Annotated in this window: 12 protein-coding genes; 6 read left to right on the forward strand and 6 right to left on the reverse strand. The window is 67.2% G+C overall.

All coding sequences use genetic code 11. The annotated features are described in order from the left end of the window. Positions 1–77: 77 nt before the first annotated feature. A complete protein-coding gene (locus QP512_RS07550) occupies positions 78–1,325 on the reverse strand; it encodes a TIGR03862 family flavoprotein (RefSeq protein ID WP_286071571.1) in 1,248 nt (415 codons plus the stop codon). After that, on the reverse strand, positions 1,312–1,746 hold the full coding sequence (locus QP512_RS07555) for an FKBP-type peptidyl-prolyl cis-trans isomerase (protein ID WP_286071572.1): 435 nt from the start codon (positions 1,744–1,746) through the stop codon (positions 1,312–1,314). Before QP512_RS07555 ends, QP512_RS07550 begins: the two co-directional genes overlap by 14 nt. Before the next feature lie 70 nt (positions 1,747–1,816). Between QP512_RS07555 and QP512_RS07560 the strand changes: the two genes are divergently transcribed. The 4 genes from QP512_RS07560 to QP512_RS07575 all read left to right on the forward strand — a co-directional run bounded on the left by QP512_RS07560 (position 1,817) and on the right by QP512_RS07575 (position 4,965). Continuing rightward, entirely contained in the window at positions 1,817–2,182 is a 366-nt protein-coding gene (locus tag QP512_RS07560; RefSeq protein WP_286071573.1) for a DUF6164 family protein, read from the forward strand. 248 nt (positions 2,183–2,430) lie between these two features. After that, positions 2,431–3,198 carry a sulfurtransferase gene (locus QP512_RS07565; protein WP_286071574.1) on the forward strand — a complete coding sequence of 256 codons (768 nt, stop codon included), beginning with the start codon at positions 2,431–2,433 and terminating at the stop codon, positions 3,196–3,198. 204 nt (positions 3,199–3,402) lie between these two features. Next, positions 3,403–4,398: an LLM class flavin-dependent oxidoreductase gene (locus QP512_RS07570; protein WP_106548961.1), complete on the forward strand. Its 996-nt coding sequence runs from the start codon at positions 3,403–3,405 to the stop codon at positions 4,396–4,398. A 69-nt stretch (positions 4,399–4,467) separates the two neighbouring features. Further along, entirely contained in the window at positions 4,468–4,965 is a 498-nt protein-coding gene (locus tag QP512_RS07575) for a pyridoxamine 5'-phosphate oxidase family protein (protein ID WP_286071575.1), read from the forward strand. Positions 4,966–5,057: 92 nt separating this feature from the next. Here the strand turns inward: QP512_RS07575 and QP512_RS07580 are convergent, their stop codons facing one another. Then, positions 5,058–5,717: an exopolysaccharide biosynthesis protein gene (locus tag QP512_RS07580; RefSeq protein WP_049428963.1), complete on the reverse strand. Its 660-nt coding sequence runs from the start codon at positions 5,715–5,717 to the stop codon at positions 5,058–5,060. Next, positions 5,701–7,005 (reverse strand): hemolysin family protein, encoded by a 1,305-nt coding sequence (locus tag QP512_RS07585; RefSeq protein ID WP_286071576.1) that lies wholly within the window; start codon positions 7,003–7,005, stop codon positions 5,701–5,703. The genes QP512_RS07580 and QP512_RS07585 overlap by 17 nt, the downstream gene beginning before the upstream one ends. A 292-nt stretch (positions 7,006–7,297) precedes the next feature. On the opposite strand from QP512_RS07585, the gene QP512_RS07590 reads away from it, so the two are divergent. Both QP512_RS07590 and QP512_RS07595 read left to right on the forward strand, forming a co-directional pair. After that, positions 7,298–7,924, forward strand: a complete 627-nt coding sequence (locus QP512_RS07590) for a DUF47 family protein (RefSeq protein WP_004152833.1) — start codon at positions 7,298–7,300, stop codon at positions 7,922–7,924. A gap of 13 nt (positions 7,925–7,937) precedes the next feature. Continuing rightward, complete coding sequence (locus QP512_RS07595; RefSeq protein ID WP_006431323.1) at positions 7,938–9,059, forward strand: inorganic phosphate transporter; 1,122 nt, start codon at positions 7,938–7,940, stop codon at positions 9,057–9,059. A gap of 372 nt (positions 9,060–9,431) precedes the next feature. Here the strand turns inward: QP512_RS07595 and QP512_RS07600 are convergent, their stop codons facing one another. Both QP512_RS07600 and QP512_RS07605 read right to left on the reverse strand, forming a co-directional pair. Then, on the reverse strand, positions 9,432–10,928 hold the full coding sequence (locus tag QP512_RS07600; protein WP_286071577.1) for a S10 family peptidase: 1,497 nt from the start codon (positions 10,926–10,928) through the stop codon (positions 9,432–9,434). Positions 10,929–11,037: 109 nt separating this feature from the next. Further along, positions 11,038–11,616, reverse strand: a complete 579-nt coding sequence (locus tag QP512_RS07605; protein ID WP_286071578.1) for a GNAT family protein — start codon at positions 11,614–11,616, stop codon at positions 11,038–11,040. Positions 11,617–11,681 lie beyond the last annotated feature (65 nt).

Consider the following 11,681-nt stretch of genomic DNA (forward strand, 5'->3'; position numbering starts at 1 on the left):
GAGCCGAGCCCACGCTCGGCTGTTTTTGATTCAATCGATGAAGCCGTCGAGCATGGCTCGACGCTACAAGGCAGGCGTCACCGCTCCGCCAGCCACCCGATCACGCCTTCCGCAGCACGCAGGCCGCTGGCATAGCACCCGGTCAGCAGGTAGCCGCCGGTCGGCGCCTCCCAGTCCAGCATCTCGCCGGCGCAGAACACGCCGGGTACTGCCCGCAGCATCAGGGCATCATCCAGCGCCTCCAGGCGCACGCCACCGGCGGTGCTGATCACCTCGGCCATCGGCCTTGGACGCAGCAGGCGCAGCGGCAGGCGCTTGAGGGAGGCAACTACGGCCGGCAGATCATTGCCGGCCTCCTTGCCCAGGCGCTCGAACACCAGTGCGGCCTTCACCGCATCCAGGCCGGCCTGGCGGCGAAGGTGCTCACCGAAGCTGCGGCCCTTGCGCGGGCGCGACAGGTCGGCCAGCAAGCGCGCTTCGTCGCGACCTGGCACCAGGTCCAACCACAGCGTGGCGTGGCCGTCGCGGTTGATGGTTTCGCGCAGGTCGGCGGCCAATGCGTAGATCAGGCTGCCCTCAATGCCGTATTCGCTGGCCACGCACTCGCCCTGCAGCGATTGTGGTTGTCCAGCCAGGTCGATCCAGTGCGCGACCACCGGCTTCAATGGCGCGCCAGCATTGCGCTGGGCGAAGAACGGGGTCCAGTCCACGTCGAAGCCGCAGTTGGCTGACCGCAGCGGCGCGATGTCCACGCCGCGCGCCTGCAGTAGCGCAACCCAGGCGCCATCGCTGCCCAGCTGCGGCCAGCTGCCGCCGCCCATCGCCAGCACGGTGGCATCGGCGTGGACATCGATTTCGCCCGCTTCGGTGCCAAAGCGCAGGGCGCCGTCGTTGCTCCAACCGGTCCAGCGATGGTTGGCATGCAGGCGCACGCCCTGTTCCTTCAATCGGCGCACCCAGCCGCGCAGCAGCGGCGCCGCCTTGCGGTCGACCGGAAACACCCGGCCAGAGCTGCCCACGTAGGTCTCGACGCCGAAGCCGGCGGCCCAGTCACGAAGTGCCTGCGCGTCAAAGCCATCCAGCCAGCGACCGACCACGGCAGCCTGCTCGCGGTAGCGGCTGTCGAACAACGGCCGCGGATCGGAATGGGTGAGGTTGAGCCCGCCCTTGCCGGCGATCAGGAACTTGCGGCCGGGCGACCCCTTGGCCTCGTACAGGTCGACCTCCAGCCCAGCGGCGCGCAGGCGCTCGGCGGCGAACAGGCCGGCCGGGCCGCCGCCGATGACGGCGACCCGCTTGGGCAGTGCGGTATTACGGTTTGACATCGAGCAGCTCGACGTCGAACACCAGCGACGAACCGGCCGGAATGGGGCCGACGCGGCGGTCGCCGTAGCCGTAGTCCGGCGGGATCATCAGGGTGCGCTTGCCGCCGACCTTCATGCCGGCCACGCCCTCATCCCAGCCGCGGATGACCTGGCCGGCGCCCAGCGCGAAGGTGAACGGTTCGCCACGGCTGACCGAGCTGTCGAAGGTCTTGCCGTGCTTGGTTTCGGTGCGGTTGTCGTAGATCCAGCCGGTGTAGTGCACGGTCACTTTGCTGCCGGAGACGGCTTCGGCCCCGGTGCCGGGCACGGTATCGATGCGCTCGAAGGCAGTCAGGGTGCCGCCGGGCGGCGGGCCGGACGGTTCAGTCGAGCAGCCAGCGGCGGCGAGGGACAGCAGCAGGGGAAGCAGCAGGCGGCGCATCGGGCGTCTCCGGAAGGGCGCGGGGCAAGGGCGGCAAGGGTAGCGCATCGGCGCCGGGTATCATGGGGGCATGGCAAAACTCCTGCTCAATCTGCGCAATGTCGGCGACGACGAATATGCCGATGTCTGCACGCTGCTCGACCGACACGGCATCGCCTGGTATCGCACCGAACCCAGCCCGTGGGGCATTTCCAACGGTGGCCTGTGGCTGCGCGAGGACGCCGATCATCCGCGTGCGAAGGCCCTGATGGCCGAGTACCAGGCCGAGCGGGGTCCTCGCATCCGCGCTGAGCGTGAGCAGGCAGTGCGCGACGGAACCGCCGAGACCTTCGGCAGCCTGTTCCGGCAGCGTCCGCTGTACGTGGTGCTGGTGCTGCTGGCGATGGCCGGCGCGGCGGCGCTGGTGCTGCTGCCGTTCATGCTGCTGCGCGGTTAAAGGGCGGCGGCCGGGTTGCATCCGGCACCCGCAGACGCAACTGCCACGTCAAAAGCTGGTTTCCGTGGGATGGCGTGGCGGTGTGGACAGGCTCGATGGCGCCATCCATGGCGCCAACGGCCCCGCCTGCCCACACCGCCGCGCCTCTGACAGATTCCGGGTATCTGCCGGGGTCGGATCCCTCTGCCGCGCAGAGGGCTCTGCCCCCGGAAACTGTCAGTGCGGGCGGGAGGCGCTAAAATGGCGCAATGATCGCCAACACCGCTGCCTACCATTTCGCCGTCATCGACGCCCCCCAGGCCCTGTGCGACCAGCTGCTGGCGCGCGCCGAGGCGGCTGAGCTGCGTGGCACGATCCTGGTGGCGGGCGAGGGCCTGAACCTGTTCCTGGCCGGCGCGCCAGGAGATATCGAGGGCTTCTATGCGGCGCTGCGCGAAGATGCGCGCTTTGTCGATCTGCGGGTCAAGACCAGCCTCAGCAAGCACCAGCCGTTCGCGCGGCTGAAGGCCAAGGTGAAGGACGAGATCATCAGCTTCCGCCGCGATGACGGCCAGCCGCTGGACTATCCGCGTGCGCCTGCGGTTGATCCGGCCACGGTGCAGCGGTGGCTGCGCCAGGGGCATGACGACGCCGGCAAGCCGGTGGTGATGCTCGACACGCGCAACCTGCAGGAGGTGGAGTACGGCACCTTCAAGGACGCGCTGGTGCTGCCCATCCACAAGTTCACCGACCTGCCCGAGGCATTGGCGCCGCACCGCGAAGCGCTGAAGGACAGCACCGTGGTCAGTTTCTGCACCGGCGGCATCCGTTGCGAGAAGGCGGCGCTGTGGATGGTCAATGACGGCATGGACAATGTGCTGCAGCTGGACGGTGGCATCCTCGGTTACTTCGAGGAGGTGGGCGGCGAAGGCTACGAGGGGCGTTGCTTCGTGTTCGACGAGCGCGTGGCGCTGGATGCCAAGCTGAAGCCCATGGTCGACCAGCCGCTGCCGGAGCCGCGTCCGAGCGCGTTCTAACCGCGCTCTGACCGCGCTCCTGTAGAGCCGAGCCCATGCTCGGCGGCTGTTGGTCGACGAAAGGCAGCCGAGCACGGGCTCTGCGCTACACGTTCCGGTGGGCGCTGAACCCGCCCCACGGGAATCAGCATCCCGCCACCGACACTGGCCGTTGCACCCTGCCGTCCCCATCAGAAGGGGAATCCTGTGACGGAAAACCGCCTGATGATCCCGTTGTCGATCCTTGACCTGGCCCCGGTCTGCGAGGGCAGTGACACCACAGCCGCTTTCGCCAACATGCTGGAACTGGCCCAGCACGCCGATGCGCTGGGCTACCGCCGCTACTGGTTGGCCGAACACCACAACATGCCTGGCATCGCCAGCGCGGCCACCGCTGTGCTGATCGGCCATGTGGCCGGGGGCACAAAGCGCATCCGCGTCGGTGCCGGCGGCATCATGCTGCCCAACCATGCCCCGCTGCAGGTGGCCGAGCAGTTCGGCACGCTGGCGTCGCTGTATCCGGACCGCATCGACCTCGGCCTGGGCCGCGCACCCGGGACCGATCAGCCGACCGCGCGTGCACTGCGCCGCTACTTCGACAGCGCCGACCAGTTCCCGCAGGACGTGCGCGAACTGCTGCATTACTTCGAGCCGGTGCAACCCGGCCAGGCCGTACAGGCGGTCCCGGGTGGCGGCCTGCGGGTGCCGACCTGGATCCTCGGTTCCAGCCTGTTCGGTGCGCGCATGGCCGCCTCGATGGGCCTGCCGTACGCGTTCGCCTCGCACTTCGCGCCCGACGTGATGGACGAGGCGCTGGCGGTGTACCGCCGCGAGTTCCGCCCTTCGGCCACGCTGAAGCAGCCGCACGCGATGCTGGCGCTGAACGTTGTCGCCAGCGACAGCGAAGCCGAGTCGCGCCGCCTGTTCACCAGCCAGCAGCAGAGTTTCGTCAATCTGCGTCGTGGCCGGCCGGGCAAGATTCCGGCACCGATCGACGACATCGAGTCCTTCTGGGAACCGCATGAAAAGCTGGGCGTGGAGCGGGCATTGGCCTGCACCGTGCTGGGTGATCCGCAGCAGGTGGCCGAGGGCATCGCCGCCTTCGTCGAGCGGCACAAGCCCGACGAACTGATGCTCACCGCCAACCTGTACGACCACCGCGCGCGCCTGCGTTCGTTCGAACTGGCGATGCACGCCTGGCATGCCCGCCACGCGGGCTGAACAATCGCGTCACGGCCCGTTGCAGCCGATCAGCGTCTGATGGGGGCTCCCACTTCTGGAGTCCCCACCATGGCCGAGACCCGCGCCGAACACATTGCCCAGCTGGCCGAACTGATCAAGGACGTGGAGGTGGCGATGTTCACCACCACCGGCGTTGACGGACGACTCTACAGCCGGCCGTTGGCCACCCAGCAGGTCAACTTCGATGGTGACCTGTGGTTCGTGATCACCGCCGACAGCCCGAAGGTGGCCGAGATCGCGCTCGATCCGCGGGTGAACGTGGCCTACGCCTCACCGTCGAAGAACACCTATGTGTCGGTGGCGGGGCGTGCGCGCATCGTCGACGACCGCGCGAAGATCGAGGAGCTGTGGTCACCGGCGATGAAGCTGTTCTTCCCCGGTGGCAAGGATGACCCCAACCTGCGCCTGATCCATGTGCGCGCCGACAGTGCTGAATACTGGGATGGTCCGGGCACGCTGCTGGGCAAGGCGCTGACCTTCGTGCTGTCGGCGGTGCAGGACGAGCCGGCGGCGTTGGCCGACAACGGTTTCATCGATCTGCGGTGAGGGCCGATGTCCGGTATTGGTAGTGCCGGCCGCTGGCCGGCAAACCTGGAAACGTGGCAGCCGGCCAGCGGCCGGCTCTACCGGTTCCTGGTTCAGAACCAGCGCTGGAACAGATCGACGGTATAACCCACCAGCTGCCCCGAACTGAAGCCGAAGAAGGCGATCGCCGCCAGCGCCGCGATCCAGTTGAACAGCATCAGCGCGCCATCGCGTTCCAGCAGCGCCAGCGAGAACAGCAGCAACTGGAAGCCGAACAGGAAGTTGGTGAAGGGAATCGGCAGCGACAGCAGGATGCCCAGCAGCACCAGCAGCAGGCCGGTGAAGGCGTGCGCCGGCAGCGGTGTCAGCAGCTGGGGCAGGCGCGGCTTCAGCATCTTGTCCAGACGCCGCAGCGGGCGATCGATACGGTCGAGGAAGCGGTGCATGGTGCCGCGCTTCGGCCCGCGCCGCGCAATGAAACCGGGCAACCAGGGGCGGCGCAGGCAGCACAGCATCTGCAGGCCGATCAGGACCACCAGTGGGCCGCTGACCGCGCCGCCCATGCCCGGAATCGGAATGAACGAGGGCAGGATCGCTACGAACAGGAATACGCCGAACGCGCTCTGCTGCAGGTTGCACAGGATCTGGCCAAGCGGCATGTGTTCGGCCGGATCACCGGAGGCGAACATCTCCAGGAGGGTGCGGATGCCCTCGTTGCGGTAGGCCGGGCGCTCGATGCCCGGACCCTGGCCGGCCTCAGGCGGTGAGCTCATCGGCCTGCTCGTCGGACAGCGTGCGCAGCAGCAGCTTATCCACCCGCGCACCATCCAGGTCGACCACCTCGAAGCGCCAGCCGGCCCAGTCGAAGTACTCGCCCGCGTGCGGAATGCGGCCGAAGTAGTGGATGCACATGCCGGCCAGCGTGTAGTAGTCGCCATCCTCGGCATCGGGCAGCTCGTTGCTGCCGATCAGTTCACGCACGTCTTCGATCGGCAGCGAGCCGTCCACCAGCAGCGAGCCGTCCTCGCGGGTCACCACCAGCGCATCCTCGTCGGCGTTCTCCACCGCCTGCAGGCGGCCGACCACCGCGCCCATCAGGTCGCTGATGGTCACCAGGCCCTGGATCTCGCCGTACTCGTCCACCACCAGTGCCATCGACTGCTGTTCCTCGCGGAAGATCTCCAGCAGCTTCATCGCATGGGTCGATTCGGAGACGTACAGGGGCTCGCGCAGGGTCTGGAACAGCGCGTTGTCACCGCGCGCCATGCGCGTGGCCAGCGACTTCAGTTCCAGCACGCCGACCACGTCCATGTCGTTGTCGCGGTACACCGGGTACCGCGAGAACTCGTGCTCGGCCATGATTTCCAGGTTGCGCTCCAGCCCGGCCTGGGTGTCGAGCCAGGCAATGCGGTTGCGCGGGGTCATCAGGCTGTCGGCGGTGCGGTCGCCCAGGCGCATCACGCGGTTCATCATGTCGCGCTCGTGGGCGTCGATCACGCCGGCCTCGTGGCTCTCGGCCACCAGCATGCGGATCTCTTCTTCGGTCACCGAGGCGACTTCATCCTTGCCCAGGCCGAACAGGCGCAGGACCAGCTGGGTCGTCTTGGACAGCAGCCAGACGAAGGGCAGGGCCAGCTTGGCCAGCCAGCTCATCGGCATCGCCACCAGGCCGGCAATGGCCTCCGAACGGGTCAGTGCCAGCCGCTTGGGCACCAGTTCGCCGAAGATCAGCGTGATGAAGGTGATCAGGCTGACCGCCAGCGCGGTGCCGATGTTGCCGGCGTAGGCGAAGCCCGGCATCAGGCCCTGGATCCAGCCGGCGAAGGCTTCGCCCAGCGCCTCACCACCGAGGTAGCCGGTCAGCACGCCAATCACAGTGATGCCGATCTGCACGGTGGACAGGAAGCTCTCCGGCTTCTCCGACAGCTCCAGCGCCTTGGCAGCGCGCTTGGAGGTGGCGGCCATCTGCTTCAGGCGGCTCTTGCGCGAGGTCATGACCGACATCTCGGACATGGCGAAGAAGCCGTTCAACAGAACAAGCGCGAAGACAATCAGGATCATTTCAAACACGGGCATCGTCCCCGGTTGGTGGCAGGGAGGGCGGGTGCTTGCGATGGCGGCAGGCGCTCAGGAACGGGGTCCGGCGCGGCGCAGGGGGATAAGGGTCGTCGTCCATAGGGTGCGCCCGAAGGCGCGCTGGCATCTTAGCAAAGGGGCGTGTACGGGTGGCAACTGCCTGTTCAGGTTGAGGGTCTCGAAGCCCGGAAAGGGGGCAGGGATACCCGAGATGGTCATCTAGCCGTCATAATTCCGTCTGGTGCCGTCCTTCCCGCGACGGCTGACAGGTTTCTCAATGTTCTCTCTGCAGACCATTTTCGGTTCCGGCAAACAGTTCTACACCCTGCTTGATGAGGCCGCCGTCGCGGCCTCCGACGCCGCCAAGGCGCTGCATTCCATGCTGCGCGAGGCCGACCGCCAGCCCGCGCTGGACGCCTTCAAGCTGGCCCGCCTGCGCGAGCGCGCGGCCTCGGACAAGATCAGCCAGGCGCTGGTGGACAGCTTCATGACCCCGATCGAGCGCGAAGACATCGAAGCGCTGGGTTCGGCCCTGTACAAGATTCCGAAGCAGATCGAGAAGTTTGCCGATCGCTATTCGCTGGCCACGACTCACCTGGAACACATCGACTTCGCGCCGCGCGCGGCGATGCTGGAACAGGCTGCCGGCGTGGTGGTGGAGATGGTGGCCGACCTGCGTCACATGAACCTGGACCGGATGACCGCGCTGAACGAGAAGCTGCGTTCGCTGGAGAACGAGGCCGACCGCCTGATGCTCGAGCTGTACCGCGACATCTACTCCGGCCGCCTGGACAACCTGCAGATGTTCCTGCTGAAGGAATTCTTCGAGATCCTGGAGAAGGCCATCGACCGTTGCCGCGAGGCCGGCGTGGTGGCGTACCAGATCGTGTTGAAGAACAGCTGACGGACGCCGCCGCATGTTGACCCTTGTCCTGGTGGTGATCCTGGCCGCGCTCGTCTTCGAGTTCATCAACGGCTTCCACGACACCGCCAACTCCATTGCCACCGTGGTGGCGACCAAGGTGCTCTCGCCCGGCTGGGCGGTGATGCTGGCCGCCTTCATGAACCTGATCGGTGCGCTGACCGGTACGGCCGTCGCATTGACGATCGCCTCCGGCCTGCTCAACACCAACGTCGTCGATGTCACCCCGCAGGTCATCCTGTGCGCGCTGCTCGGCGGCATCATCTGGAACCTGATCACGTGGTGGAAGGGGCTGCCGTCCTCGTCCTCGCACGCGCTGATCGGCGGCCTCTGCGGCGCCGGCCTGGCCGCGGCCCACAACAACTGGGACGCGCTGATCTGGTCCGAGCGCTTGGGCAGCTGGGCGCAGAACAAGGGCCTGCTGTGGAAGGTGTTCGTGCCGATGATCACCTCGCCGATCGCCGGCTTCCTGCTGGGCATCGTGGTGATGGTGCTGCTGTGGGGCCTGATCGCCGGCCTGGCCAAGATCGGTGGCGCCATCGGCCGCCTGGCCCGTCCGCGCATCGTCAACGCCTTCTTCGGAAAGGCGCAGATCGCCTCGGCGGCCTACATGGGCTTCGCCCACGGCCACAACGACGCGCAGAAGACCATGGGCATCATCGCCATGACCCTGATCGGTGCCGAAGCCACCGGCGCACTGAACGACCTGCCGTCCTGGCTGGCCTTCATGCACCCGGACGCGCACGCCGGTGACGGCATCGCGATGTGGATCGTGCTGACCTGTGCGGTGGTGATGGCCGCCGGTACCGCTTCGGGCGGCTGGAAGATCATCAAGACGCTGGGCCACAAGATGGTCAAGCTGCACCCGATCCACGGCTTCGCCGCGGAAACCAGCTCGGCCACCATCCTGACCCTGGCCGCCCACTTCGGCATGCCGGTCTCGACCACGCACAGCATCTCCACCGCGATCATGGGCGTGGGCTTCGCCAAGAACCCGCGCTCGCTGAAGTTCGGCGTGATCGAGCGCATCGTCTGGGCCTGGATCCTGACCATCCCGGCGGCCGGCGGCTGTGCGTACCTGATCCTCAAGCTGTTCGAGCTGTTCGGCTGGACCTGATTGCCACGCCAAGGTTGCAAACGAAAAAGCCCGCCGATATCCGGCGGGCTTTTTCATGGGCAAAGAATTTTTTCCGCACACATCGTGTCGACCAAGGTCGACACCTACCAGAGCAGAAGCAGGGATCCGATCCCGTGCCGACCAACGGTCGGCACCCACCAACAGCAGCAGGAACCTGTCAGCGGCGGGGTGGGGTGGGGTTGCAGGACCGTTGGCGCCATGGATGGCGCCATCGAGCCCCCAAGGATGGGTTTACGGCGTGTCCTGCAACCCCACCCCACCCCACCTCGCCAGCCCTCAGGAAGCCAGCTTTTGCAGTCGCCGTTGCCGTTGCCGTCAGCGGGTGCCGGGCCGCAGGCCCGGCCGAACCCCTCAATTGCGCTGGAACAGCGCCTGCACATCCTTGCGGAACGCCGCCTGGCTGTCCGCCCGGCTGTAGAACATGTGCCCACCCGGATAACTGCGCACCTGCACCCGGTCCGGGTTGCTGCCCATCGCCGGCATCTGGTCCACCGTCAGGATCGAACCCATGAACGGGCACGACAGGTCATTCCAGCCGTGCACGATCAGCACCTGCAGATGCGGGTCGATCGCCACCGCCTGGCGCAGCTGGGTCACCGCGCCCTGGCGCAGATCGCCATTGCGGTCCCACAGCCGGTTCACGTCGTAGTTCAGCGCCTGGTAGCGCGCATCCACCTTCCAGCCGACCACACGCGTCACGAAGTCGACCATCGCGGTGGTGGTCGGCGCGATGATGCTGTCCAGCAGTGGATCGTTGGCGCGCTGCTCCGGATCGTTCGGAAACGGATCGAAGGCGGTCACGTTGGAATCGTAGCGGCTGCCCAGCGTGCCCTTGTCGCGGAACACCTCACGCAGGTAGGCCTGGGTTTCCAGGCGGCCGCCAGCGCGACGCACGAACTGCGGGTCCAGCCCGGTCAGCTCGGTCACCCGGCGCAGCATCGCTTCGGTCGCCTGCGGATCGCTGCGGCCCTTCATCAACGCGGTGGCGTAGTCGCCGCGGGTGTACTCGACCACCTCGCGCATCGCCGCGTCGGTCAGCTTGCCCTGGCGCTCCAGGTGCGCTGCGGCGATCGACGGCAGCGTCTGCATCCACGCCATCGGCGAGACGTCGGCGTTGTCTTCCAGGGTCGGGCTCAGGTAAGGCGAGACCAGCACCAGGCCGTTCATCGCCACGCCCAGCCGGGTCTGCAGGAAGTGGGTGATGCGCGGGCCGCGATAACCGCCGTAGCTCTCGCCGGTCAGGTACTTGCGCGAGGCCATGCGCTGGTTGCGCAGCAGCCAGTCGTAGATCGAGCGCGACAGGTATTCGATATCGGCGCCGGGGTTGTACAGCTGCTTCTTCGCTTCATCGTCGCCGATGCGCGCGCGGCTGAAGCCGGTGCCGACCGGATCGATGAACACCAGGTCGGTGAAGTCCAGCCAGGTGCCCGGGTTGTCGTGCAGCGTGGCGGGGGCCGAGGCGCTGTCGCCTTCCGAACCGAAGGTGACCACCTTGGGCCCGATCGCGCCCATGTTGAGGTAGACCGACGAGGCACCGGGGCCGCCATTGAGCGCGAACGTCACCGGCCGATCCTTGCCCGCCATCGTGTAGGCAGTGAACACCACATCGGCGATCACCTTGCCCTTGTCGTCGCGCACCGGCAGGGTGCCGACGGTGGCGGTGTAGTCGAGCGTGCGGCCGGCCAGGCGCATGGTCTGGCGGACCGACGCATCGGCGGGCAGCGTGGGAGCTTCGGTCTTGTCGTCCTTCGGGTCGGGCTTGGCGTCGGCGGCGGGCGCGCCCAGTACCGTGGCAGGGGCGATGAGCAGGCCGACGCAGAGCGCGGCAGTGTGCAGCAGGGACTTCATGACACCGTATCGGCAGCGGAAGGGGGTTCCGATGCTAGGCCGGTGATGCCCGGGCCGTATGTGTCCAAAGGCATGGCCACGAGCCGCAACGGCTTGCGGCCAGATTGGGTCAAGCGGGCAGGGCGGTTGTCGCCGCGTCGTCAGCCAGCAGGCCGTAGACGGCCGAGTCCGAAAGTTCGCCCTGGATGCGCCAGCGCTGGCGCAGCACCCCCTCGCGGCGGAAGCCGAGGCGGTCAAGCACGCGCGCCGACGGCACATTGCGCGGGTCGATCTCGGCCTCGATGCGGTGCAGGTGCAGGGTTCGGAACAGATAGGCCAGCATCTGCTGCAGGGCCTCGTGCATGTAGCCCTGGCCCTGGCGGTCGGGTGCAAGCAGATAGCCGATCTCTGCCCGCGCGGCGTCACGATCGATGGCAAACACCACGCAGATGCCCAGCAGCGGACCGTCCAATGATTCGCGCACGGCCAGCTTCAGCTGGGTACCGATGGCGTGCGCGGCAAGATCGTCGTCGATCTGTTCGCGGGCCTCGGCCGGACGTGTCCAGACCGGGTGGTTCCACCAGCGCATTACATCCGGGTTGGATTGCAGCGTGAACAGCGCGGCCGCGTCGTCACGGCGGATCGGGCTCAGCACCAAACGCGCGCTGTGCAGCGGCAGGGCGGGGAACAGCAACGAGTGGCTGGCCAATACGATGGTCCACACGGGTGGACGCGCATTATGGCGCCGCAGGGTTTGCCGATGGCGGCGGGATC

The organism is Stenotrophomonas sp. 57 (assembly GCF_030291075.1).
In the GTDB taxonomy this organism is placed as follows: Bacteria; Pseudomonadota; Gammaproteobacteria; order Xanthomonadales; family Xanthomonadaceae; genus Stenotrophomonas.

What these genes read in the sequence shown, in the direction of transcription:
- QP512_RS07550 (WP_286071571.1), bottom strand. Translation starts at nt 1,325, where the DNA reads ATGTCAAACCGTAATACCGCACTGCCCAAGCGGGTCGCCGTCATCGGC.
- QP512_RS07555 (WP_286071572.1), bottom strand. Translation starts at nt 1,746, where the DNA reads ATGCGCCGCCTGCTGCTTCCCCTGCTGCTGTCCCTCGCCGCCGCTGGC.
- QP512_RS07560 (WP_286071573.1), top strand. Translation starts at nt 1,817, where the DNA reads ATGGCAAAACTCCTGCTCAATCTGCGCAATGTCGGCGACGACGAATAT.
- QP512_RS07565 (WP_286071574.1), top strand. Translation starts at nt 2,431, where the DNA reads ATGATCGCCAACACCGCTGCCTACCATTTCGCCGTCATCGACGCCCCC.
- QP512_RS07570 (WP_106548961.1), top strand. Translation starts at nt 3,403, where the DNA reads ATGATCCCGTTGTCGATCCTTGACCTGGCCCCGGTCTGCGAGGGCAGT.
- QP512_RS07575 (WP_286071575.1), top strand. Translation starts at nt 4,468, where the DNA reads ATGGCCGAGACCCGCGCCGAACACATTGCCCAGCTGGCCGAACTGATC.
- QP512_RS07580 (WP_049428963.1), bottom strand. Translation starts at nt 5,717, where the DNA reads ATGAGCTCACCGCCTGAGGCCGGCCAGGGTCCGGGCATCGAGCGCCCG.
- QP512_RS07585 (WP_286071576.1), bottom strand. Translation starts at nt 7,005, where the DNA reads ATGATCCTGATTGTCTTCGCGCTTGTTCTGTTGAACGGCTTCTTCGCC.
- QP512_RS07590 (WP_004152833.1), top strand. Translation starts at nt 7,298, where the DNA reads ATGTTCTCTCTGCAGACCATTTTCGGTTCCGGCAAACAGTTCTACACC.
- QP512_RS07595 (WP_006431323.1), top strand. Translation starts at nt 7,938, where the DNA reads ATGTTGACCCTTGTCCTGGTGGTGATCCTGGCCGCGCTCGTCTTCGAG.
- QP512_RS07600 (WP_286071577.1), bottom strand. Translation starts at nt 10,928, where the DNA reads ATGAAGTCCCTGCTGCACACTGCCGCGCTCTGCGTCGGCCTGCTCATC.